General features: G+C 69.1%; 21 protein-coding genes. 12 read left to right on the forward strand and 9 right to left on the reverse strand.

Features of this window, described 5'->3' with window-relative positions; translation table 11 throughout:
* Nucleotides 1-3: 3 nt before the first annotated feature.
* Together scpA and D5S19_RS19165 are read right to left on the reverse strand one after the other, a co-directional pair.
* Complete coding sequence (gene scpA, locus D5S19_RS19160) at nucleotides 4-2172, reverse strand: methylmalonyl-CoA mutase (protein ID WP_120024715.1); 2169 nt, start codon at nucleotides 2170-2172, stop codon at nucleotides 4-6.
* Nucleotides 2169-4034: a methylmalonyl-CoA mutase subunit beta gene (locus tag D5S19_RS19165; RefSeq protein WP_199730572.1), complete on the reverse strand. Its 1866-nt coding sequence runs from the start codon at nucleotides 4032-4034 to the stop codon at nucleotides 2169-2171. The genes scpA and D5S19_RS19165 overlap by 4 nt, the downstream gene beginning before the upstream one ends.
* A 123-nt stretch (nucleotides 4035-4157) precedes the next feature.
* On the opposite strand from D5S19_RS19165, the gene D5S19_RS19170 reads away from it, so the two are divergent.
* Entirely contained in the window at nucleotides 4158-5990 is a 1833-nt protein-coding gene (locus tag D5S19_RS19170; protein WP_267901133.1) for a serine/threonine-protein kinase, read from the forward strand.
* A 45-nt stretch (nucleotides 5991-6035) separates the two neighbouring features.
* Complete coding sequence (locus D5S19_RS19175; RefSeq protein WP_120024716.1) at nucleotides 6036-6821, forward strand: purine-nucleoside phosphorylase; 786 nt, start codon at nucleotides 6036-6038, stop codon at nucleotides 6819-6821.
* A gap of 44 nt (nucleotides 6822-6865) precedes the next feature.
* On the opposite strand, the gene D5S19_RS19180 is transcribed toward D5S19_RS19175, so the two are convergent.
* On the reverse strand, nucleotides 6866-8020 hold the full coding sequence (locus D5S19_RS19180; RefSeq protein ID WP_120024717.1) for a glycosyltransferase: 1155 nt from the start codon (nucleotides 8018-8020) through the stop codon (nucleotides 6866-6868).
* 60 nt (nucleotides 8021-8080) lie between these two features.
* Here D5S19_RS19180 and D5S19_RS19185 point away from each other — a divergent pair, with 60 nt between their 5' ends.
* From D5S19_RS19185 to D5S19_RS19205, 5 genes are all read left to right on the forward strand, one after another.
* Nucleotides 8081-9712 (forward strand): phospho-sugar mutase, encoded by a 1632-nt coding sequence (locus D5S19_RS19185; RefSeq protein ID WP_120024718.1) that lies wholly within the window; start codon nucleotides 8081-8083, stop codon nucleotides 9710-9712.
* Between the two features lie 38 nt (nucleotides 9713-9750).
* The gene (locus D5S19_RS19190; protein WP_120024738.1) at nucleotides 9751-10200 is read left to right on the forward strand and encodes a flavodoxin family protein; all 450 of its coding nucleotides are present in this window, start codon (nucleotides 9751-9753) and stop codon (nucleotides 10198-10200) included.
* Between the two features lie 317 nt (nucleotides 10201-10517).
* Nucleotides 10518-11144 carry a TetR/AcrR family transcriptional regulator gene (locus D5S19_RS19195; RefSeq protein ID WP_120024719.1) on the forward strand — a complete coding sequence of 209 codons (627 nt, stop codon included), beginning with the start codon at nucleotides 10518-10520 and terminating at the stop codon, nucleotides 11142-11144.
* Complete coding sequence (locus D5S19_RS19200) at nucleotides 11141-12799, forward strand: FAD-binding dehydrogenase (RefSeq protein WP_120024720.1); 1659 nt, start codon at nucleotides 11141-11143, stop codon at nucleotides 12797-12799. The genes D5S19_RS19195 and D5S19_RS19200 overlap by 4 nt, the downstream gene beginning before the upstream one ends.
* A complete protein-coding gene (locus D5S19_RS19205; protein WP_120024721.1) occupies nucleotides 12796-13536 on the forward strand; it encodes an alpha/beta fold hydrolase in 741 nt (246 codons plus the stop codon). The genes D5S19_RS19200 and D5S19_RS19205 overlap by 4 nt, the downstream gene beginning before the upstream one ends.
* Nucleotides 13537-13959: 423 nt before the next feature.
* Here D5S19_RS19205 and hisS read toward each other — a convergent pair whose 3' ends face one another.
* The 4 genes from hisS to D5S19_RS19225 form a co-directional block, all read right to left on the reverse strand.
* Nucleotides 13960-15255, reverse strand: coding sequence for a histidine--tRNA ligase (gene hisS, locus D5S19_RS19210; protein WP_120024722.1), 1296 nt, complete (start codon nucleotides 15253-15255; stop codon nucleotides 13960-13962).
* A gap of 36 nt (nucleotides 15256-15291) precedes the next feature.
* The gene (locus D5S19_RS19215; RefSeq protein WP_120024723.1) at nucleotides 15292-15675 is read right to left on the reverse strand and encodes a hypothetical protein; all 384 of its coding nucleotides are present in this window, start codon (nucleotides 15673-15675) and stop codon (nucleotides 15292-15294) included.
* A 469-nt stretch (nucleotides 15676-16144) separates the two neighbouring features.
* Entirely contained in the window at nucleotides 16145-17125 is a 981-nt protein-coding gene (locus D5S19_RS19220; RefSeq protein ID WP_199730574.1) for an aldo/keto reductase, read from the reverse strand.
* The gene (locus D5S19_RS19225; RefSeq protein ID WP_120024724.1) at nucleotides 17122-17523 is read right to left on the reverse strand and encodes a MerR family transcriptional regulator; all 402 of its coding nucleotides are present in this window, start codon (nucleotides 17521-17523) and stop codon (nucleotides 17122-17124) included. Before D5S19_RS19225 ends, D5S19_RS19220 begins: the two co-directional genes overlap by 4 nt.
* A 161-nt stretch (nucleotides 17524-17684) precedes the next feature.
* Between D5S19_RS19225 and D5S19_RS19230 the strand changes: the two genes are divergently transcribed.
* On the forward strand, nucleotides 17685-18311 hold the full coding sequence (locus D5S19_RS19230) for a TetR/AcrR family transcriptional regulator (RefSeq protein ID WP_120024725.1): 627 nt from the start codon (nucleotides 17685-17687) through the stop codon (nucleotides 18309-18311).
* Nucleotides 18312-18381: 70 nt separating this feature from the next.
* On the opposite strand, the gene upp is transcribed toward D5S19_RS19230, so the two are convergent.
* Nucleotides 18382-19005, reverse strand: coding sequence for a uracil phosphoribosyltransferase (upp, locus tag D5S19_RS19235; RefSeq protein WP_120024726.1), 624 nt, complete (start codon nucleotides 19003-19005; stop codon nucleotides 18382-18384).
* Nucleotides 19006-19041: 36 nt separating this feature from the next.
* Complete coding sequence (locus D5S19_RS19240; protein WP_120024727.1) at nucleotides 19042-19512, reverse strand: protein-tyrosine phosphatase family protein; 471 nt, start codon at nucleotides 19510-19512, stop codon at nucleotides 19042-19044.
* A gap of 107 nt (nucleotides 19513-19619) precedes the next feature.
* On the opposite strand from D5S19_RS19240, the gene D5S19_RS19245 reads away from it, so the two are divergent.
* From D5S19_RS19245 to D5S19_RS19260, 4 genes are all read left to right on the forward strand, one after another.
* Nucleotides 19620-20249, forward strand: coding sequence for a DUF1707 SHOCT-like domain-containing protein (locus tag D5S19_RS19245; protein WP_120024728.1), 630 nt, complete (start codon nucleotides 19620-19622; stop codon nucleotides 20247-20249).
* 494 nt (nucleotides 20250-20743) lie between these two features.
* Entirely contained in the window at nucleotides 20744-21718 is a 975-nt protein-coding gene (gene deoC, locus D5S19_RS19250; protein ID WP_120024729.1) for a deoxyribose-phosphate aldolase, read from the forward strand.
* A gap of 1 nt (nucleotide 21719) precedes the next feature.
* The gene (locus tag D5S19_RS19255) at nucleotides 21720-23153 is read left to right on the forward strand and encodes an aldehyde dehydrogenase family protein (RefSeq protein WP_120024730.1); all 1434 of its coding nucleotides are present in this window, start codon (nucleotides 21720-21722) and stop codon (nucleotides 23151-23153) included.
* On the forward strand, nucleotides 23146-24024 hold the full coding sequence (locus D5S19_RS19260; protein WP_120024731.1) for an aldehyde dehydrogenase family protein: 879 nt from the start codon (nucleotides 23146-23148) through the stop codon (nucleotides 24022-24024). Before D5S19_RS19255 ends, D5S19_RS19260 begins: the two co-directional genes overlap by 8 nt.
* Nucleotides 24025-24172: the final 148 nt, after the last annotated feature.

Genomic DNA, 24172 nt, shown 5'->3' on the forward strand with positions numbered 1-24172 from the left:
GGTTCAGGACTCCTGCGCGGCCAGCTGCTCAAGCAGGCCGATCGCGGCGTCCGCGAGCACGGTGCCCGGACCGAAGATCGCCGCCGCACCGGCCGCCCGCAGCTCGTCGTAATCCTGCGGCGGGATGACCCCGCCGACCACCACCATGATGTCCTCGCGGCCCAGTTCGGCCAGCTCGTGGCGCAGCGCGGGCACCAGCGACAGGTGCCCGGCGGCCAGCGAGGACACGCCGACCACGTGCACGTCCGCCTCGGAGGCCTGGCGCGCGACCTCGGCCGGGGTGGAAAACAGCGGCCCGACGTCCACATCGAAACCGAGGTCGGCGAAGCCGGTGGCGATCACCTTCTGGCCCCGGTCGTGGCCGTCCTGGCCCATCTTCGCGACCAGCAGCCGTGGCCGCCGGCCTTCCGCCTCGGCGAACTTCTCGACCAGCGCGCGGGCCTTCTCGACGTTGTCCGACTTCCCCACCTCTTCCCGGTACACCCCGGAGATCGTGCGGATCTGGCCGGAATGCCGTCCCCACATCTTCTCCAGTGCATCGGAGATCTCGCCGACGGTGGCCTTCGCCCGCGCCGCGTCGATGGCCAGCGCCAGCAGGTTTCCGTCGCCCTGCCCGCCCTCGGCCAGCCGCCGCAACGCGTCCTCGGTCGCGCGGGGGTCGCGTTCCTCGCGCAGCCTTCGCAGCTTATCCAGCTGCTGTGCGCGTACGCCGGCGTTGTCCACTTTGAGCACGTCGATCTGCTCGTCGTCGACCACCTGGTACTTGTTCACCCCGATAACCGGCTGCCGGCCCGAGTCGATCCGCGCCTGCGTACGCGCGGCTGCCTCTTCGATACGCAGCTTCGGGATGCCTTCGTCGATCGCCTGTGCCATACCGCCGGCGCCTTCGACCTCGGTGATGTGCGCCCACGCTTTCCGCGCGAGGTCGTAGGTCAGCTTCTCCACGAACGCGCTGCCGCCCCACGGGTCGATCACCCGCGTCGTACCGGATTCCTGCTGTAGCAGCAGCTGCGTATTACGCGCGATTCGCGCGGAGAAGTCCGTGGGCAGGGCCAGCGCCTCATCGAGAGCGTTGGTGTGCAAGGACTGCGTATGGCCCTGCGTCGCCGCCATCGCCTCGACGCAGGTGCGCGTGACGTTGTTGAACACGTCCTGCGCGGTCAGCGACCACCCCGACGTCTGCGAGTGCGTACGGAGTGATAACGACTTCGGCGACTTCGGGTCGAACTGCTTGACCAGCTTCGCCCACAGCAGGCGCGCAGCCCGCAGCTTCGCCACCTCCATGAAGAAGTTCATGCCGATGGCCCAGAAGAACGACAGCCGCGGCGCGAACTTGTCGACGTCGAGCCCGGCGTCGATGCCCGAGCGGAGGTACTCCACACCGTCCGCGAGCGTGTACGCGAGTTCCAGGTCGGCGGTCGCCCCGGCCTCCTGCATGTGGTAGCCGGAGATCGAGATCGAGTTGTACTTCGGCATGTGCTGCGAGGTGAAGGCGAAGATGTCGGAGATGATCCGCATCGACGGCTTCGGCGGGTAGATGTAGGTGTTGCGGACCATGAACTCCTTGAGGATGTCGTTCTGGATGGTCCCCGCCAGCTGCTCCGGTTTCACCCCCTGCTCCTCCGCCGCGACCACGTACAGCGCGAGCACCGGCAGCACCGCGCCGTTCATCGTCATGGACACGCTCATCTTGTCCAGCGGGATGCCGTCGAAGAGCTGGCGCATGTCGTAGATCGAGTCGATCGCCACACCCGCCATGCCGACGTCACCGGACACGCGCGGGTGATCGGAGTCGTAACCGCGGTGCGTCGCCAGGTCGAAGGCGACCGAAAGACCTTTCTGTCCAGCCGCGAGATTGCGGCGGTAGAAAGCGTTCGACTCCTCTGCCGTGGAGAATCCGGCGTACTGACGGATGGTCCACGGCTGGTTCACGTACATCGTCGGGTACGGCCCGCGCAGGTACGGCGCAATACCCGGGTACGTGCCGAGGAAGTCCACATCGGACAGATCAGACGCGGTGTAGACCGGCTTCACGCCGATGCCCTCAGGGGTTTCCCAGGCGAGTGCGTCCGGCCCCTTGCCGGTGGTGTCCTGCACAGCCTGCGCCCACGCGGCGCGGTCCCCCGGCTCAGGCGTGCCGAGCGGGACGTCGGCGAAATTCGGGATGCTCATGCGGACACTCCCAGCTGTGCGTGCAGTCCGGCCAGCACTTCGAGCGCGTCGCACCCGGCGTACACGTTCCCGGCGACACCGTCGTAATTCCCTTTACCCGCCAGCAGAACGGTCTCCGCGCCGAGCGAAGCGGCGACCGCGACGGCCTGCTCCTCGTACGCGGCGTCGGTACCGCACAGACAGGCGATCCGCGCACCGCTCTCCCGGAAGGCGCCCGGCAGGTCGTCTGTGGCGCCGGGGTTCACCGCTTCGAGTCCGCCGGCTTGGAACAGGTTCGCGGCGAAGCCCGCCCGCGCGGTGTGCGCGGCGACCGGCCCCAGCGTGGCGAGGAAGATCTTCGGCCGTTCCCCGTGCTCGGCCAGGTAGGCGTCCGAAGCGTCGCGCAGCTTCTCGTACGCCTCCGCGTAACGGTGGCGCGGCAGGCCGCCTTCGGGCAGCACCGGCAGCGGCTCCCGCGAGACCGGCTTCTCCGCCAGGTTCGGGAACTCGCTGACGCCGGTGATCGGATCGCGACGGGTGCCCAGCCGCTTCGCGCGCTTGTCCCAGGTCTCGGCCAGACGCCCGGCCAGCGCGCCGGATGCAAGCTCGGCCTCGATCCCACCGCGCGCTTCGATCGCGGTGAACTCGCGCCAGGCGGCTTCAGCCAGCTCGTCGGTCAGCTTCTCGACATACCAGGAACCACCCGCCGGGTCGACGACACTGCCCAGCTTCGACTCCTCGATCAGCACCGCGTTGGTGTTACGGGCAATCCGCGCGGAGAACGCGTCCGGCAGGCCGATTGCCGCGTCGAACGGCAATACCGTCACCGCATCCGCGCCGCCGACACCGGCGGCAAAGCAAGCCACCGTGGTACGCAGCATGTTCACCCACGGATCGCGCTGCGTCAGCATCGTCGGCGACGTGACCGCGTGCTGATGCATCCCGCGCGTCGCGGCCGGGGCACCGGAAACCTCCAGCACGCGGTCCCACAACCGGCGTGCCGCGCGAAGCTTGGCGATGGTCAGGAACTGGTCAGCGGTCGCTGCCAGACGGAACTCAAGCTGCGCAGCTGCCTGCGCCACCGTCAGCCCTCCTTTGGTGAGCGCTCGCAAGTACGCGACGCCTGCCGCGATTGTGGCGCCCAGCTCTTGTGCATCGGCCCCACCGGCTTCGTGGAACGGCAGCCCATCGACGACGACCGTACGCACCTTTGGATGCTTCGCGGCGACGCGAGCGGCAAGCTCAGCGACGGGAGCCAGTGGGAGGGCTTCGCCGGTACGCGCGGTGGTGCCGATCGGGTCCGCGCCAAGCGTGCCGACCACTTCGCTCGCCGGAATCTCTCGCTCGGCAAAGAGGTCCAGCAACGCCTGCGCGGCCGCTTCGTAACCGGCACCTGCGTCGAGGACGACTGGCGCGAGTTCCACGTACACGTCGTTGAGCGCGTCGGCAAGCGCGGAGAGCGGGAGCGCGTCGTCACCGACGCGCAGCCACACCGACGAAGCACCGCCTTCGAGGTCTGCGAGGATCGCCGCGTTGACGGCCTTGGCATCCGCGCGAAGGTGACGTACGCGTACGTCCCAGCCGGTGCCGATGACGCCTTCCGGCCGAGCGCCACGTACGAACGGCGGCAGCCCCGGGAAGCCCAGCGCGCCCAGCTCGTCTTCAGCGGTGTACAGCGGCTGGATCTCGATACCGTCGTAAGTACGCGTGACGAGCTTGCTCTCCGGCGCACCGGTGAAGTCCTCGGGCAGCCGCCCGCTCTTGCGCAGCACCCCGGCGACCAGCTCCTGCCACCGGCCCCGGTCCGCCGCCGGGAACTCCGCGGCGAGGGCGAGCTCCGGTCCGGAGCCCGGCACGGATTCCGGCCCAGCCAGGTTAGTCATACCCAGTGATGGTAGAGCCAGACCGGTACGCCCACCTGTGACGCTGCTCGCCCCCCTGATGGGGGATACCGAGGTAGTGACACTGCCTCGAAGCCGGTCGGTGCCTTAGGCCACAATCAAGGGGTGTCCTCGGAGAAAGCAGAACCCGCGAACGGTCTGCCGGGCCTTCCGCCGCGAGTGATCGCGGGCCGGTACCGGCTGCGCTCGGTGCTCGGCTCCGGGTCGATGGGCACCGTCTGGTCGGCCTACGACGAGTTCCTGCACCGGCCGGTGGCAGTCAAGGAGATGAAGGTGCCACCGGGCATCCCGGCGGCGCAGGCGGACGAGCTGCGCGAGCGGACGCTGCGGGAGGCGCGCGCGATCGCCGTGCTGTCCCACCCCAACGTGATCATCCTGCACGACGTCGCCCGCGAGCACGACGAGCCGTTCGTGGTCATGGAGCTGCTGCCCTCGCGCAGCCTCGCGCACATCCTGCGCGACCACGGGCCGCTCACCGTCGAACAGGCCGCGACGGTCGGCATCGCCGTGGCGGCCGCGCTCGAAGCCGCGCACGACGCGGGCATCACGCACCGCGACGTGAAACCGGGCAACGTGCTGGTCGCCAGCGACGGCCGGATCAAGCTGACCGACTTCGGTATCGCCCGCAACGTCTCCGAAGCCACCATGACCGGAACCGGGATCATGCTCGGCTCGCCGGCCTACATCGCCCCGGAAGTCGCGTCCGGCGGCCCCGTCACGCCGGGCGCCGACCTGTGGGGGCTCGGCGCCACGCTCTTCGCCGCGGTGGAGGGCGCCCCGCCGTATGACGCGGACGGCGACCCGTTGGAGACCGTGGGCAAAGTGGTCAACGGCCGCGTCCCGCGCCCGCGTCCGGGCCCGCTGGCCGACGTGATCACCGCGCTGATGAAGAAGGAGCCGGAAAAGCGGATCTCGCTGCGCGAGGTGCGCCACCGGCTGTACCCCATGCAGGGCAAGACCGCGCTCGACCTGTTCGGCCCCGAGCTGTTCCGCACCCCGGACGGGCAGCGGACCTCGGCGCACCTGGACGCCACGGACACCCAGGTGGTCAAGACCGTCGCACCCGCTCCGCGCCGCGATTCCGGTGTGCAGCCCGCGCCGCTGGCGGCCGATCCCGGTCCGCTGCCGTTCCTGACCGGCTCGTCCGGTTCCACCGGCTCGGCCGCCCTACCGGCCCTGCCGATGCCGTCGTTCCCCGGCCTGCCACCCGCCGCTACGCCACCGGCCACGTTCACCTCGCCGATCCCGCCGCGGCGCCGGCGCAGCCCGCTGGCCACGACTGCCTTGGTGCTCGGTTCGGTGCTGCTGTTCCTCATCGCGGGCGGCGGCGGCTTCGTGCTGGCGCGGGTGATCAGCGGCGAAACGCTGCTGCCGGAGAGCGGCAGCGCCTCGCCGGCGAGCGCGCCGATCGAGTCCGCGCCGAAGCAGGCGAAGCTGGTCACTCGCCAGGGCAACGCCAGCACGACCGCGAACCTGACCCGCGACAGCTCCTACAGCGTGTCGGTGCCGGAGGACTGGCAGCGCTTCATCGCGACCCACAAGTCCAGGCTGGGACCGTCCTCGGTGGTGCAGTACATCTCGCCGGACGGCAGGCAATCGCTGCAGCTCGAACGGTTCGAGGGCTTCATCAACCGGCAGTACAGCATGGACGAGTACCTGAACTCCCTGAACCCGGATCCCGGGGGCGGCGACGGTGCCTTCCGCATCGTCCAGGGCCCCACCCCGTCCGACAAGGGTGACGACGTGACCTACCGGACGGTGGAGCACGGCCGGGGCAAGAGCACGAGCGCGATCACCCGCGCGACCTTCGCCTTCATGCGGCCGGTCGGCGGTGACCTGTGGGTGCTGTCGCTGACCGTGCCCGCCGAACAGGAGGACACGGCAGGCAACACGTTCGGCCAGATCCGGCCGACACTCAACCTTCCCGGGGCATCCTGAGCGGAATCGGCGGGGAGGCGGCGGCAGGTCGATACGCTCGCCGGTATGAGTAACGAGGAGACGGCGGCCGCGGCCGTCATCGCCGAGCGGACCGGCCTGGAGCGGCACGACATCGCAGTGGTGCTCGGCTCGGGCTGGCGCCCGGCCGCGGACGTGATCGGAACCGCCGAAGCGGAGATCCCGTTCGACGACCTGCCGGGCTTCACCGCTCCCGGCGCACTCGGCCACGGCGGCACCGTGCGATCGCTGCGGATCGGCGACAAGCGTGTGCTGATCCTGCTCGGCCGCACGCACTTCTACGAAGGCAAGGGCATCGCCCCGGTGGTGCAGAACGTGCGCACGGCCGCCGCCGCGGGTGTGCGCACGGTGCTGCTGACCAACGCGGCCGGCGGACTGCGCGAGGGCATGAGCGTGGGCCAGCCGGTGCTGATCTCCGATCACCTCAACCTGACCGCGCGTTCCCCGATCGTCGGCGCGAACTTCGTCGACCTGACCGATCTGTACGCGGCGCGGCTGCGGAAGCTGGCCAAGGACATCGACGGGTCGCTGGAAGAGGGCGTGTACGCCGGGCTGACCGGCCCGCACTTCGAAACACCTGCCGAAATCCGGATGCTGCGCACGCTGGGTGCGGACCTGGTCGGCATGTCGACCGTGCTGGAAGCGATCGCGGCCCGCGCGGCCGGACTCGAGGTGTTCGGTCTTTCGCTGGTCACGAATCTGGCCGCGGGCATGACCGCGGAACCGCTGAACCACGAAGAGGTGCTCGAAGCGGGCCATCGGTCGGCGACCCGGATGGGCTCGCTGCTGAAGGAACTCGTCGCCCGCGCCTGACCCACGCGGCCCGGCCCCGGCTCGATGCCGGGGCCGGGACCACGTCAGGCGTACTGCGGCAGCTGCGTCGCGACCTCTTCCGGCGAAGGCATGCCCTCGATCTCCTCGGCCACCTTGCGCACCACGTCGGCCACCGCGGTGTCGGTGAGCAGACGTTTTGCGTTGTCCCGCACCGTTTCCGCGGTCATCTCGTCCTTGATCAGGCGGCTGCCCAGCCCGGCGTGGGTCACGGCTTCGGCATTGCTGAACTGGTCCGCCCCCTGCGGCAGCACCAGCTGCGGGACGCCGGCCGCCAGCGCGCTCATGGTCGTCCCGCTGCCGCCGTGATGTACCGCCAGGTCGACGTGCGGCAGCAGCTCCGACTGCGGCAGCCACGCCTCGAGCCGCACGTTCGGGGGAACCTCACCGAGTTCGGCGACGTTCACCGCCGGTCCGGTGGCCACGAGCACGTCCACCTCCAGCGAGGCCAGGCCCTGTATGGCAGCGGTCAGCAGGTGGGCTTGGCTCATCATGGTGGTGCCCAGCGTCAGGTACACGAGCGGACGCCCGCGGTCCCGGCCGGCCACCCCGGCCGGCAGCTCGCCCGGCTCGCTCCAGCCGGTCGGCCGCATCGACAGCCGCCGCGCGTCGGCCAGAAACGCCGGGTCCTGCAGAGACGGCGGGCAGATGTCCACGAACGGCTTACCCCAGCCCAGCTGCGGATCCCCGGTCAGCCCATATTTCGAGCCGGTCGCGCAGAAGCGCTCCCGTACCTCCGTCTCGCGTTCGTCGTTGATGGTGACCCTGCCGTAGCCATGACAGATGGCCGGCACCCCGGTGGTGTGCGCGGCGAACAACCCGCCCGCGTTGGAGATCTCGTACACCACGAGATCCGGACGACGCTGCTCGATCAGCGGCACCAGGTCGGCCATGAACAGCTCCGGCAGCACCTGGCCGAACATCCGGCCGATCGCCACACCCATCTCCTCCAGCGGGACCTCGCCCTGGGTCCGGTTTTCGCTGGCGAAGGCCCGCTGGACCGCGTCCTGGAGGCTGATCCCAGCCGAAGCGGCTTCGAGGCCAGCGCTGCCCAGCGTCGGGTGGAACTCGTCAGCCGTCGCGAAAACGACTTCGTGCCCGGCGTCGCGGGCGGCGACTGCGAGCGGCAGCAGCGGGTAGAGGTGCCCTGGTGAGGCCAATGAGGTGAAAAGCAATCGCATTCTTCGAGCCTAGCGAAAACACACCCCGAAGATCAGGTTCTCCGCCGTTAGGCTGAGCCGGTGCCGAACACACTTCCCGCCGAGCTGCGAGCCGCTGCCGAACGCTGGATCGACGGCGATCCGGATCCCGCCTCCCGCGCGGAGCTGGCGAAGATCCTGGCCCGCGCGGCCGACCAGGAGCCCGGGGCGGCCGGGGAACTCGCCGACCGGATGGCCGGGCCGCTGGAGTTCGGCACCGCGGGCCTGCGCGGACCGGTACGGGCGGGGCCGAACGGCATGAACGTCGCGGTGGTCACACGGACCACCGCCGGCGTCGCCGCCTGGCTGACCGCTCACGGACACGCGGGAGGGGTGGTCGTGCTCGGCCGCGATGCCCGGCACGGTTCGGAGGACTTCGCCACCGCGGCAGCGGAAGTGCTCACCGCTGCCGGATTCGTGGTAAAAGTCCTGCCGAAGCCGCTACCGACGCCGTTGCTGGCCTATGCCGTGCTGCACTACCAAGCGGTGGCCGGGATTCAGATCACCGCGTCGCACAATCCGCCTGCGGACAACGGGTACAAGCTCTACGACGAGACCGGCGGCCAGATCGTGCCCCCGTCGGACGGCGAGATCGAGCAGGCCATTCAGGCGGCCCCCGCCGCGGCGGACGTGCCACGCGCCGCAGGTGCGGAAATCGTCGACCCGCGTGCGGCATACCTGGACGAAGTGGCCGCGCTTTCCCCTGGCGCCACGCGGAGCCTGCGGATCGCAGCCACCGCGCTGCACGGCGTCGGCGCGGAAACGCTGCGCGCGGCGCTGCATCAGGCCGGCTTCACGGACCTGCATCTGGTTACCGAGCAAGCCGAACCGGACGCCGATTTCCCGACCGTATCGTTCCCGAACCCGGAGGAACCCGGCGCCACCGACCTGCTGCTGACTCTGGCGTCCACAGTGGACGCAGACCTGGCGGTGGCGCTGGACCCGGACGCGGACCGGTGCGCACTCGGCGTGCGCACCCCGGGCGGGGAATGGCGGATGCTGCGCGGCGACGAGACCGGCGTCCTGCTCGGCGCGCATCTACTGTCCACAACGGACAGTACAGATCCACTGGTCGCCACCACCATCGTGTCCTCCTCGCTGCTCGGCGAGCTGGCGAAGGAGCGCGGCGCCCGGTACGCCGAGACGCTGACCGGGTTCAAATGGCTGGTCCGGGCGGGCGAAGGGCTGATCTTCGCCTACGAAGAGGCACTCGGGCTGTGCGTGAACCCCGGTTTCGTACGGGACAAGGACGCCGTCGCGGCCGCCGTCGTGGCCGCCGGACTGACAGCCGGCCTCAAGGCCGAGGGCCGCACCCCGCTGGACGTCCTCGACGACATCGCCCGCCGGCACGGCGTGCACCTCACCGACCAGGTTTCCTTGCGGGTCACCGATCTGGCCGTCCGCGGCCGGCTGATGACCGCAGTGCGCACCGACCCGCCGACCACCCTCGGCAGTGTCCCCGTGACACTGGAGGACCTCCTCCCGGACGCGGACGTCATCCGGCTGCAGGGAGACGGCGTGCGGGTGGTCGTCCGGCCCTCGGGCACCGAACCGAAGCTCAAGGCGTACCTGCAGGTGGTCACGCCGGTCCGGGACGAACTGGCCGAGGCCCGCGACCGGGCCGGGGCGCTGCTCGACGCCGTCCGGCAGGAGATCACCGCCCTCCTGCGGTGACGGATGCGCTGCCCTGCAACCAATGGCAGGCTGCGGACATGCCAACGCTGCTGATCGTGCACCACACGCCGTCGCCCGCCATGCAGGCGATGTTCGAGGCCGCGCTGGCCGGGGCGAAGCACCCGGACATCGAGGGCGTGGACGTCGTGCGGCGGCCCGCGCTCGGCGCGACGGCTGCCGACGTGCTGGCCGCGGACGGCTACCTGCTGGGCACCCCGGCGAACCTCGGCAGTATGAGCGGCGCACTGAAGCATTTCTTCGACACCATCTACTACCCGTGCCTCGACGCGACCCAGGGCCGGCCGTTCGGTGCCTACGTGCACGGCAACAACGACACTTCGGGCACCGTCCGCCAGCTCGACGCCATCACCACCGGGCTGGGCTGGCAGCGCGTGGCCGATCCGGTCCTGATCACCGGCGAACCGGGCAAAGCCGAACTGGCGGCACTCACCGAATTGGGCGGCACCCTCGCGGCGACCCTCATGTGAGCCTCCTTCATGTGAAGCCTCAGCCCGCTCACATGAGCAACAACCGTGGAGCCGCCGGAAATCGACCGAGCCCGGAAAAGTAAAGGGGCCTGTCACCGGAAGCCCTGGGGGTCGACCTCCGGCAACAGGCCTGGTCAAGGGATCGCTGCGAGGCGTTCAACCTTGACTGATGCCAGAGTACTACAAAGTGTCGATCATGACGAGCGGCCGAGCCCGGAAATTCCGGAAAGACATCCGAATTCCCCGCCGATGCCTTGCGCGCACTCGATACACGGGTGTATCCAGTACAGAAAAGTATTGAAATGGGGAGTCACGTGATGCCGGCACCGACCGCCGGCCGGGTACCGCGCCGTCGTGCCGAGACCCGCCGCCGGCTGCTCGAAGCAGCACTCCTGGTATTCGCCGAGGAGGGCTTCGGACGGTCCACAGTGGAGCAAGTGTGCGAGCGCGCGGGATACACGCGGGGCGCCTTCTACTCCAATTTCGCCTCCCTCGACGAGCTGTTCCTGGCCATGTGGGAACGCCGTTCGGCCGAGCTGATCGCCGGGCTGCGCACCGCCTTCGAACGCACCGAGGCCCAGGGGGTGCGCACCGTCCGGGACGTGGTCGAGTACCTGCTGCCGGCGATCCCGATGGACGATGTCTGGTACCGCGTGAGCGCCGAGTTCACCACCCATGCCCTGCGCCATCCCACGCTGCGCCAGGTGATGACCGCCCGCGAGGAGGCGATCGCCGGCGCGCTGATGCCGTTTCTCGAAGGGCTGCTCGCCCGGATCGGCCGTACGGTGCCGGACCGGGTCGCGCTCGGCCAGGCGCTCATCGCGGTGCACGACGGGACCATGGTGCAATGCCTGATGGAACCGGACAATCCGCGCATCCGGCAACGGCGCGCCGAACTCGCCATGCACGTGCTCACGGCCTACAGCGAAGGAGACCGGGAATGACGTTCGAACCCGACGTGATCGTGGTCGGCGCGGGTCTGGCCGGCCTCGTCGCCACCCACGAGCTGGTCCGGGCCGGGCGCCGGGTGCTCGTGCTGGACCAGGAGAACCGGGCCAACCTCGGCGGGCAGGCGTTCTGGTCGCTGGGCGGGCTGTTTTTCGTGGACAGCCCGGAGCAGCGTCGGCTCGGTATCAAGGACTCCCACGGGCTGGCATTGCGCGACTGGCTCGATTCGGCCGGTTTCGACCGCGACGACGAGGACTCGTGGGCACGCCGCTGGGCGGAGGCGTACGTACGGTTCGCGGCCACGGAGAAGCGCCAGTACCTGTACGACCTCGGGCTGCGCGTCACCCCGATGGTCGGCTGGGCCGAGCGCGGCGGCGGGATGGCGGGCGGGCACGGCAACTCGGTGCCGCGGTTCCACCTCACCTGGGGAACCGGCCCTGAAGTGGTGCGTGTGTTCGCGGAACCGGTGCTGGACGGGGAACGCCGCGGCCTCGTGCAGTTCGCCTTCCGCCACCAGGTCGACGAGCTGGTGATCGAGGACGAGGTGGTGACCGGCGTACGCGGCACCGTGCTGGTACCCAGCGATCAGCCCCGCGGCGTCAAGTCGTCGCGGGAGAAGGCGGGCGATTTCGAATTCCGCGCGAAGGCCGTCCTGGTGTCCTCCGGCGGGATCGGCCACAACCACGAGCTGGTCCGGCGCAACTGGCCGGTCGAACGGCTGGGTCCGGTGCCGCGGACCATGATCCCCGGCGTGCCCGCCCACGTGGACGGCCGGATGATCGGCATCAGCGAGAGCGCGGGCGCGCGCGTGGTCAACCGCGATCGGATGTGGCACTACACCGAGGGCCTGCACAACTGGGACCCGATCTGGCCGGACCACGCCATCCGGATCATCCCCGGCCCGTCCTCGCTGTGGTTCGACGCGACCGGCGCCCGGCTGCCCGCCCCGGACTTCCCCGGCTTCGACACGAACCGCACACTCAAGACGATCCTGTCGACCGGGTACGACTATTCGTGGTTCGTGCTCACCCAGACCATCCTGGAGAAGGAGTTCATGCTGTCCGGGTCCGAGCAGAACCCGGACATCACCGGAAAGAGCCTGCGCCGGACGCTGGCGAGCCGCGCGGCGAAGGGCGCGCCCGGACCGGTCGACGCGTTCAAACGCCACGGCGTGGATTTCGTGGTGGCCGACAACGTCCCCGCGCTGGTCGAGGGCATGAACAAGCTCTCCCGCGGCCCCATCCTGGACCCGGCGGAGCTGACCCGGCAGATCGTGGCCCGCGATATGGAGGTGGGCAACCCGTACTCGAAGGACCTGCAGCTGATGGCCGTCGCGAACGCCCGCCGATTCGTCGGCGACCGCGTCGCGCGCGTCGTGAAACCCCACCGCATCCTGGACCCGGCACACGGCCCGCTGATCGCGGTGCGGCTGAACATCCTGACCCGCAAGACCTTGGGCGGTATACAAACCGATCTGGACTCCCGCGCGCTGCGTACGGACGGTACGCCGCTGCCAGGCCTGTACGCAGCAGGAGAGGTCGCCGGATTCGGTGGCGGCGGCGTACATGGCTACAACGCACTCGAAGGCAGCTTCCTCGGCGGCTGCATCTTCTCCGGCCGAGCCGCCGGCCGCGCCATGGCGAAGGAGTGAACGTCCTCGTCGAAGGTCCCAAGGACGCCCCGGCGTTGCTTCTGGTGCACGGCTTCTGCGGTTCCCTGCGCGGGTACGACCAGGTCGCCGAGCTACTGTCCGACCGGTTCCGGCTGATCCGCGCGGACCTGCGCGGCCACGGCCGGACCGGCGGGCACACCGGCCTCGACGCCCGTTCCCAAGCCCACGCACTCGCGAACGCCGTACACGATTTTCCCGAACTGACCGCCGTCGGACATTCGTTCGGCGCAGACGTGGTACTTGAACTGGCAGCCCGCACGAGCGCCGTCACCCGAACTGTCCTCATCGGACAGGCACCGGACTACCGGCACGCCACTTTCCCGCCCGGACACGGACTTCTCGCCGCTCCAGGGGTAAGCACGGCCCTCCGGTCGCTGGCCGCCTCACCGGTCGTCGCAAGCGCCTTGCGTCGAACCTCCTTGCACCGGACACGTGCCGACTTCGCCGCCACCAGCCCGCAAATGGCCCGCGTCGTCCTGACGGAACGACGGCAACAGCTCGCCGAACGTCCGCTCGACGAGCAACTTCGCGTACCCACACTGGTGATCCTCGGCAGCCGGGACCGGCTGTACGACCCTGTTTCGACTGCCGCCCGCTACCGGGCGGCCGGCGCTCGGGTGGCTGTGCTGCCGGGGGCCGGGCATTCACCGTTCGCCAGCCACCCGGCTCGGGTGGCCGAACTGCTGGCTTCGTGGGCTCTCGGGCGAACAGGGTGACCCGCCTGTCGGCTGCGGATGTTTTCCGCGTGCTGCTGTGCCTGCCGCCGAATTGCTACCCCGACCTGACCATGATCAAGACCGGTCCATCGGCACCGACGCTGCCGGACAGGTACTGCCGTCGAGCCGGATCGCGACGAGTTCCCCCGTCCGGCTGAGCCGCCGTCACAGTGGGTCGATCAACCCGCCTCTCACGGCAGTCTTTTCCACACGCGGCACCCTTACCAGCGCTGGCCGGCTGGACCACGATCGAGACAAGATCAACCCATCGACGGCAGCAGTCACCTGGCGAGCGGCACCCGGCGCTGCTCTCACAACGCCGAACCCCTGGCCGCCGTCGTGACGGGGTTGACCGGCCCGTCCGACGCAGCAGCTCCACGAACGGCGGTTACACCGGCCGGGTGCCGTCCGGCCGAACCACCGTCAGGATGGGCTGATCAGCCCGTTCACCGCGGCCGCCACCTCGGCGAGCGGGACCTGCCGTTGCTCCCGCGTCGCCAGGCTGCGGACGGTCACCGCACCCGCGGCCCAGTCCTCCTCGCCGACGATCACCACGGCGGCGGCGCCCGCCTTGTCCGCGCGGGTCAGCTCCTTGCCGAGCTTGCGCAGTTCGAGCGGGGTCGACGTGCGCAGCCCGGCCTTCCGCAGCGACGCGGCGACCTCGCGGGCCGGGTCGGCCAGCTCCTCGGCCACCGGAATCACCATCACGTCGACCTCGTTGCGCGGCTGCGGCGTGAGACCGTGCGTGTCGAGGAAGTCGATCAGGGTGACGTCACCCATGCCGAAACCGATACCGGGGATCCGCTCCTTGGTGAACAACGACGCGAGGTCCGCGTAGCGACCACCGCCGAACAGCGCGCGGCGGTTCTTCGGCGAAGTGTCGAAGACCTCGAACACGGTCGACGTGTAGTAGGCCAGCCCGCGCACGATCAGCGGCTCGTAGCGGACCAGGCTCGCGGCGCTGCTGGAGAGCACCTTCACCAGGTTCGACTCGGCCTTGACCTCGGCAGGCAGCTCGTCCAGCAGCGCGGCACCGGCGCCGAGCGTCTCGGACAGCTTCTCGAACTCCTTGTCCGCCAAGCCGATCTCCGCCCCGGCCGCGGCGAGATCCTCGACCGGCGTCTTCTCCCAGCGGTCGACGAGCGCGAACACCTGCGGCAGCAGTTCCGGGGCGACCCCGGCCACGTCGGTCAGCGCGGAGGAGAGCAGGTTCCGGTCGTTGACCCGCACCGCGAACAGGTCCGGCGACGCCCCGAGCGCACCCATCAGGTCGTGGATCAGCTCGAACATCTCGATCTCGCAGTTCGCGCTCTCCGAACCGAAGATGTCCGCGTTGATCTGCCAGTGCTCGCGCACCCGGCCACGCTGCGGGCGTTCGTAGCGGTGGCAGTTGGGGTGGCTGTACCAGCGCACCGGGAAGGACAGCGACTTCGCGTGCCCGGCGATCATCCGGGCCACCGACGGGGTCATCTCCGGGCGCAACGCCAGGCGCTCGCCGCCCCGCGTGGTCAGCGTGTAGAGCTGCTGATCGGCGATCTCCTGGCCGGACTTCCGCTCGTAGATCTCGGCGGGTTCGAGCACCGGACCGTCGTAGCGAAGGAAGCCATAGCGCTCGAGGACTTCGTAGAGATGGCCGAACACCTGCGTACGGACGGACATTTCGGCGGGGAGGAAGTCTCGAGTCCCCTTGACAGGCGCGGTCGACAGGTATTCAGGCACGTCACCAAGCTTAACGACCCGCCCCACGCCTTTTTCTCAGGGGAACGCGACCCCGTAGGCGGTGATCAGCATGGCCGCCCCCAGCAGCACCGCGCCCCCGGTGGTGACCCCCATCCCGAGCCGCGTCCGCGCCATCGCCAGGAAGAACCCTCCGGACTGCGCGAGCACCCCGAACAGCAGCAGGAAGCAGACCAGCCACTGCACACCGCCGGTCAGTCCCCCACGGGAAAGCACCTGCAACGCGGCCAGTACCAGGACGAGCAGCACCCCCGCATGCGCGTGCCCGGCCCGGAACAGCCCCCGCTGCCGTTCGGTGAACTGCCCTCGCCGCAGTACTCCGCTCAGGACGTACCCGCCATACATCACGGTGGGCAACGAAACGAGCGCGATAACAGTGAACAACTGGATCGGACCGTGCATGGTTCGCCTCCTCGGGCTGACTCCAGCTACGGTAACAGCGTTTTAAAACGGTGTCACGAAACTTGTGCCGCCCCGACACGAGCCCGTGCCGCCGAGGCCCGGCGAAGAACTCACCCTCACCGGGCTCCAGGGCCCCCGACCCGGGCCGTTTCAACCCGGCTACCCCATCAGCCGAGCCACACCCGACCGGACCGGCCACGCGGAGCCGCTACAGGCACTCCCGCGCGCCACCAAACTGGCACCTGCCCACACGCTCGCAACCATCCCAGCGACGCCCGGCCTCGCTTCAAACCTTTGCAGGACAGCAAAATTGACAGTCCTATAAGGACACACTCCGCAGCTCGACCCACGCGAGCATCACTACGCCGCGCGACAACAGGCGAGCAGCTTCACCACGCCCACGCTGTTGCCAGGGCGCCAACCGCAGCCGGAGCACAGTGACCCCCCGGCTACGGCCAGCCCCCTCCGGCTACTTCCCGACTGCCCGGGCAAGCCTTTCCGGGTAACGAGCACCCGCGACCGCATCCCGGCCAGCCGCCTGTTCGATGGCCGCGATGTCCTTTTCGGACAGTTCCAGCCCCACGGCCGCGACGTTCTCCTCCAGGTACTTCCGCCGTTTCGTACCCGGGATCGGGACGACGTCGGCACCCTTCGCCTGCACCCAGGCCAGTGCGAGCTGCCCCGCGGTCGCGCCCTTTTCCGCGGCGAGCTGCCGAAGCGCGTCCACGATCGCGAGGTTCCGCTCCAAGTTACCGTCGGCGAAACGGGGCATGCCGCGGCGCATGTCGTCCTCCGGCAGGTCCTTCGACGAGGTGACCGAGCCGGTGAGGAGCCCGCGGCCGAGCGGCGAGAACGGCACCAGCCCGATACCCAGCTCCCGGCACACGCCGAGGATCTCGTCCTCGATCCCGCGCGTCCACAGGGACCACTCGCTCTGCAGCGCGGAGACCGGGTGCACCGCGTGCGCGCGCCGGATCGTGCCGGCGCCGGCCTCGGAAATGCCCGCGTACCGGATCTTTCCGGCCTGCACCAGTTCGGCGAGCGCGCCCCAGGTCTCCTCGATCGGCACGTCCGGGTCGACCCGGTGCTGGTAGTAGAGGTCGATGTGGTCGACCCCGAGCCGTCGCAGCGACTCTTCACAGCACTGCTTCACATAGGCCGCATCGCCACGGGCGGTCATCTCGCCACCGGTCCAGACGATGCCGAACTTCGTCGCCAGGACCAGCTCGTCGCGACGGCCGGTGATCGCGCGGCCGACCAGCTTCTCGTTCTCGCCCGCGCCGTACACGTTGGCCGTGTCGAGCAGGGTGACCCCCAGCTCCAGCGCCCGGCGCACGGTGGCGATCGATTCGTCGTCGTTGTCGCGCACGCCGTAGGCGTGGCTCATGCCCATGCAACCAAGGCCCTGCGCGCCGACCTCCAGATTGCCGAGTTTCCTCGTACCGATCACGCGGAAATCTCCTCCAACGCCGACGCCTTGCCGAAGGTCTTGCGCTCGATCTGGTCGTAGTTGCCGATCTTGTAGTCCAGGATGTCGAGACACCCCTGCAACTCGGCGATCCGCTCCGCCACCGACTGGCGCTGCTCGACCAGGATCGCCTTGCGCCGCCCGGCGCTCGAGACGCCGTGGCCACGCAGCGAGGCGTACTCGCGCATGCTCTTGATCGGCATGCCGGTGAGCCGGAGTTTGGTGAGGAACCCAAGCCAGGTGAGATCGTCCTCGGAATACGCCCGCCGTCCGGCGGAGTCCCGGGCCGGCGGATCGAGCAGCTTGATCCGCTCGTAGTACCGCAGGGTGTCGATCGACAAGCCGCTACGTCGTGCGGCTTCCGCTATCGAGTAGCTCATGCGCTCGACAGTACGACCTGGAGTGCACTCCAGGTCAACTCCCGATCACGCGTCCCGCCACACCGGGTGAAGCCCGCCGCGCCCCTTCCTCCTCTTCCTCCTCGCCTATCGCATTCGCCTCGTCCTCGCGTTTTATAACAACGTTGCATTACGCTCGGCCCATGCCTCGCCCTCGCACGCACGACGAAACACTCCGGCTGAAGCTGCTCGACCGGGCGGGCGAACTGATCTCCAGCGACGGTCCCAAGGCCCTCTCCTTGCGGAAACTCGCCGCCGACGCAGGTACGTCGACCACCGCGGTCTACTCGCTCTTCGGGAGCAAGCCGGACCTGGTCAACGCGCTGTACGCGGAAGGCTTCCGCCGGTTCGGGACCCGGCTGGCCGCCGTCCCCCACACCGGCGACGCCGCATCGGACCTGGTGCGGCTCGGCATCGCCTACCGGGAGAGCGCACTCGCCGACCCGCATCTCTACGCGATCATGTTCACCCGCTCGGTCCCCGGCTTCGAACCGAACGCCGAGGCCGAGAAACTCGCCCGAGCCACACTGGAACCCTTGGCGAGGGTTGCCCGCGACGGAGTGTCCTCGGGACAGTTCGCCGACGTAGCCCCCGAGGTGATCATGGTCAGCTCATGGGGCCTCGTCCACGGTCTGGTGTCCCTGGAGATGTCCGGCACCCTCCCTTCGGGGTTCGACTTGCCCGGTTGGTACGAGAAAGCGTTGCGCGCCCACGCTTTCGGCTGGCTTCGCCCCGCATCGGACACCTCCAGCACCCCTCTCCCGCACTGACGAACAGGCACGCCGGCACCGACCCCGAGACCCACACCCCGGCACGCGGACACGACCGCTCCCGACGAACTCAGACCGCTCCGTACTGCCGGTCCCCGGCGTCGCCGAGACCGGGCACGATGAACCCGGAGTCGTTGAGCCGCTCGTCGATGCTCGCGGTGACCACCCGCACCGGCAAACCGGTCCCTTCCAGGTGCGCGAGCCCTTCCGGCGCAGCCAGCGCACAGATCGCGGTGACGTCGGTGGCACCCCGCCCGGTGAGCAGCCGGATCGTGTACTCCATGGACCCACCGGTGGCCAGCATCGGATCGAGCACCAGCACCGGCCGGTCGTCGAGCGTCTCGGGCAGCGATTCGAGATACGGGGTCGGCTTGAGCGTCTCTTCGTCCCTCGCGAGGCCGACGAACCCCATCTGCGCGTCGGGGATCAGTGTGTGCGCCTGGTCGGCCATGCCGAGACCGGCCCGCAGCACCGGAACCAGCAACGGCGGGCTGGCCAGCCGATAGCCCTCGGTCCGGGCAACCGGCGTGTGGATGCGCTCGGTCCGCACCGGAGTGTCCCGTGTGGCCTCATACACCAGCATCACGGTCAGCTCGTGCAACGCTGCCCGGAACGCCGCGCTGTCCGTCCGAGCGTCACGCATTGTGGAAAGCCGGGCTTTGGCCAGCGGGTGATCGACAACGTGCACGTCCATGCCGGACAACTTAGCTGGCACCCAGCGCCAGCGCCGTCACTCGCCACCTACGGCGCAACGCGCCGAACCGCGCTTCGCGAACCAGCGGACCCACCGACGTTGCCAGTAAGTCTCGACAGCGCGCCGGTGGTAGTGCGCACGCACCCACGAGACAGCTTCGTCGGGCTCCAGGCCGTCAAGCGTAGCCAGACAGGCCAATACCGTGCCGGTGCGACCAACCCCACCGTGGCAGGCAAGCTCCACCACCTCGCCCGCGGCGGCGCGCGCGTGCAGTGCCTCGATGTCGCGCTTAGCGCCCACCCAGTCCAGCGGTAGCAGGAAATCGGGCCAGTGAATCCACTCGCGGTTCCAGGTGAGCGTCGCGTCGTGCCTCGCGCGGAGTCGGTGGGAACCGAGATACAGGCCGAATTCCGGCTCGGGACCGACCGGGCGCGGCCGCCCGAGACCGCGCGGGCGCACCTCGGCGCCACCGGGTAGCGCAAGAGACTGTGCCGGAGAGGACGACATCGCCCCATTTTGCCCCCTATCCGTCGTTCGATGGACCCCAGAGCGCCACCGATCGGGCTAGGCTGCCCCGGGTGAGTGAAGACCCAGCCATTCCTGGCCCGGAACAGATGCGGATTTCGGACGCCGACCGGGAACAGGTCGCGCAGGTCCTGCACCAGGCCCTGTCCGAAGGCCGCATCACGATCAACGAGCTCGAGGAACGGCTTTCCGTCGTCTACGCGGCGAAGACGTTCGGCGACCTCAAGCCGGTGACCGCCGACCTGCCCGGCGGCGGCGCCGAGGCCGCCCCGCCGGCCGCCCTGCAGTCGGCCACCGGCCGGGCACTCGGGCTGCCGGACAACCGGGTGGGCGGGCACCCGGGGTCGAGCCTGTCCGTCGGGATCATGTCCGGGGCCGCCCGCAAGGGCAGCTGGGTGCTGCCGCAGCAGCACACCAGCTTCGCGTTCTGGGGCGGCACGGAGATCGACTTGCGCAGCGCCCGGTTCGCGGACAAGCAGTGCACGATCACCGCCATCGCGATCATGGGCGGAATCGAGATCACCGTGCCGGACGACATCAACGTGAATGTCACCGGAATCGGCTTGATGGGCGGCTTCCTGCTGGAGGACAAGTCGGATGCGCCCCCGGCGCCGCCCACTGCTCCGACGGTGACGATCAATGGAATCGGCTTCTGGGGCGGCGTGGTCGTCTACCGGAAGCCGGCCCGACCGAGGAACGCTCCGCAAATCGAGTCCTGAGCCGGTCGCGCCGGCCCCGCTTCCCCGCCACGACCGGCAGCACACCGTCAAGAGCCGACGTACCCAACGCCGCATTCGCCCACCGACGAGGCGACCTGCCGCACTTGGCAGCCCCTCGGCGCCGGTCGGCGGACTTCCCACGATCTCGGTGTCGTTCATGTCCCCAATCCCCTCTCTGCGGACGGCTGCTGCCCACACCATTCGGACGCGATCTTTGCCCTGGACGGCCCAGTACGGACGACGGGCGGTAGCGATGGCCCTTCCACCGCAAGACTTCAAGAAGGAACGAGTTCTGTGTGCCGCACCCGGATTCGGTCGAGGACCTGGAACCGGCCGTTCCGCCTTGCACTTCGATGTCTCCGGTCTACCACCGCGCAGGGACACTGCGGGGGCTCCGGAGCAGATCTGTGGACAACTCGGCTGTCACCGCTCAGTCATCCACAGATTCCGGTGAGTGACCCAGCACGACCCGTGGCGGACCTACACTCAGCGGTATGACAGCTACCACCAGCCCGTCAGCAGCGCCGGACACCCCGGCCGCGCTGGCGGACGTGACTCGCGACGATGCGAGCCTGCGGCGGTTCCTGCACGGGCTGCCCGGCGTCGACCAGGTAGGTGTCGAGCAACGCGCGGCGGGGCTCGGGACCCGGAGCATCAAGAAGGAGGCCAAGCGATGGGCGATCGACACCGCCATCTCGATGGTCGACCTGACCACGCTCGAAGGCGCCGACACCCGGGGAAAAGTCCGGGCACTCGCGGCGAAAGCGCTGCGGCCCGACCCCGAGCGGCAGGACTGCCCGCGGGTGGCGGCGGTCTGCGTGTACCCGGACCTGGTGGAGACGGCGGTCGAAGCACTCGCGGGCAGCTCGGTGCGCGTGGCGAGCGTGGCCACCGGTTTCCCCTCGGGCCGCACGAGTCGTGAGGTGAAGCTGGCCGACACCGCGCTCGCGGTGCAGGCCGGCGCGCACGAAGTCGACATGGTGATCGACCGTGGCGCATTCCTCGAAGGCCGCTACCTGGACGTGTTCGAGGAGATCCGCGCGATCAAGGCGGCCTGCGGCGGAGCCCACCTCAAGGTGATCCTCGAAACCGGAGAGCTGGCCACCTACGACAACGTGCGCCGCGCCTCGTGGCTCGCACTGCTCGCCGGCGGCGATTTCATCAAGACCTCGACCGGCAAGGTGTCGCCCGCCGCCACACTGCCGGTCACGCACGTAATGCTGCAGGCGGTGCACGACTGGTTCACGCGGACCGGGCAGCTGCGCGGGGTGAAGCCCGCGGGCGGCATCCGGACCACCAAGGACGCGATCAAGTACCTCGTGGCGGTGCACGAGGTGGCCGGCGAGCAGTGGCTCACCCCGGACCTGTTCCGGTTCGGCGCGTCGAGCCTGCTCAACGATCTGCTGCTGCAGCGCCGCACCCAGGTGGACGGCCACTACAGCGGCCCCGACTACGTGACGGTGGACTGACATGGGCATCTTCGACTACGCGCCGGCACCGGAATCACGCGCCATCGCCAACCTCAAAGACCAGTACAAGCCGTTCGTGAACGGCGAATTCGTGGATGGCGGCGGGGAACCGCTCAAGACGATCAACCCGGCCACCGAGGAGATCCTCGCGGAGGTCGGCACCGCCTCGAAGTCCGATGTGGACAGTGCGGTGCGGGCGGCCCGCCACGCCTACGACACCGTCTGGTCCAGAATGCCGGGCGCGGAGCGGGCGAAGTACCTCTTCCGCATCGCCCGGTTGATCCAGGAACGCTCCCGCGAGCTCGCCGTGCTGGAGACGCTGGACAACGGCAAGCCGATCAAGGAATCGCGTGATTCGGACGTGCCCACCGCCGCGGCGCACTTCTTCTACCACGCCGGATGGGCCGACAAGCTCGGCTATGCCGGCTACGGTCCGGATCCGAAACCGCTCGGAGTGGCCGGCCAGGTCATCCCGTGGAACTTCCCGCTGCTGATGCTGGCGTGGAAGATCGCCCCGGCACTGGCCACCGGCAACACCGTGGTGCTCAAGCCCGCCGAGACGACCCCGCTCACCGCACTCGTGTTCGCGGAGATCTGCCAGCAGGCCGAGCTGCCGCCCGGGGTGGTGAACATCCTGCCGGGCGCGGGTGACATCGGTGCGTCCATTGTGGAGCATCCGGACGTGGACAAGATCGCGTTCACCGGTTCCACCGAAGTCGGCAAGCTGATTCAGCGCACCGTCGCGGGCACGCGCAAAAGGCTCACTCTCGAGCTGGGCGGCAAGGCGGCGAACGTGGTGTTCGACGACGCCCCGCTGGATCAGGCCGTGGAGGGGATCGTCAACGGGATCTTCTTCAACCAGGGCCACGTGTGCTGCGCCGGATCACGGCTGCTGGTGCAGGAGTCCGTCGCCGAGGAGGTGCTGGACAAGCTGCGCTACCGCGTTTCCACACTGCGGCTGGGTGATCCGCTCGACAAGAACACCGATCTCGGCGCGATCAATTCGGCCGAGCAGCTGGCCAAGATCCGCGGCCTGGTCGAGTCCGGCGATGCCGAAGGAGCGCAGCGCTGGACCAGCCCGTGCCCGGTGCCCGATCGCGGGTTCTTCTTCGCCCCCACGGTGTTCTCCGACGTACACCAGTCGATGCGGATCGCCCGCGAGGAGATCTTCGGGCCGGTGCTCTCGGTACTCAGCTTCCGTACCCCGGAGGAAGCGGTCACCAAGGCGAACAACACCCCGTACGGCTTGTCCGCCGGGATCTGGACCGAAAAGGGTTCCCGCAGCCTGTGGATGGCGAACCGGCTCCGGGCGGGAGTCGTCTGGGCCAACACCTTCAACCGCTTCGATCCAGCCGCACCGTTCGGCGGCTACCAGGAGTCCGGGTTCGGCAGGGAAGGCGGACGTACCGGCTTGGAGGCTTACCTCAGTGTCTGACTCGACAGTATCCCGGGTTTCCGTGGCGAAGACCTACAAACTCTACGTGGGTGGCAAGTTCCCGCGTTCGGAATCCGGCCGGGTCTACCCGGTGACCGATTCGGCGGGCAAGTTCCTGGCCAACGCGGCGCATGCTTCGCGGAAGGACCTGCGCGAAGCAGTGGTGGCCGCACGCAAAGCCATCCCCGGTTGGTCCTCGGCGACCGCATACAACCGGGGGCAGGTGCTCTACCGGGTGGCCGAAGTGCTGGAGGGCCGCCGTGCTCAATTCATCGCGGAAGTCGCCGCTTCCGAAGGCCGGTCCGCGCCACTGGCGGAGTCCCTTGTGGACGCAGCGATCGACCGATGGGTCTGGTACGCCGGGTGGACGGACAAGATCGCTTCGGTGCTCGGTGCCGCCAACCCCGTCGCCGGGCCGTATTTCTCGTTCACCGTGCCCGAGCCGACCGGGGTCGTGGGCGTGTTGGCCCCGCAGGAATCCTCGCTGCTGGGGCTGGTGAGCGTGCTGGCGCCGGTACTGGCCACCGGATCCACCGCCGTGGTCGTATCGAGCGCGGACCGGCCACTCCCCGCGATCACCCTGTCGGAAGTCCTTGCGACGTCGGACGTTCCGGGCGGCGTAGCGAACATCCTCACCGGTCGCGCCGCCGAACTGGGCCCCTGGCTGGCCTCACACGGCGACGTGAACGCACTCGACCCGACCGGAGCCACCCCCGACGAGCGCATCCAGCTCGCGCGAGAGGCGGCCGGCACCGTGAAACGAGTGCTCACCGTTCCGGACACCGAACCCGACTGGACCGCCGAACCGGATCTCTCCCGGATACGACGCTACGTCGAGGCCAAGACGGTCTGGCACCCCATGGGAGTCTGAGAAGTCTCCCCCACGCCCCGGCAGGGTTCCGGCAAAGTCGGTGTAGAGGTCCGTGAAGGGACCCTTCACGGACTCTGAGTCTGTGAAGGGTCCCTTCACAGACCCGAAACCGGTCCGGCGCACGCCACGAGGTGGTTGCACACACCTC

Source organism: Amycolatopsis panacis, from assembly GCF_003600245.1.
In the GTDB taxonomy this organism is placed as follows: Bacteria; Actinomycetota; Actinomycetes; order Mycobacteriales; family Pseudonocardiaceae; genus Amycolatopsis; species Amycolatopsis sulphurea.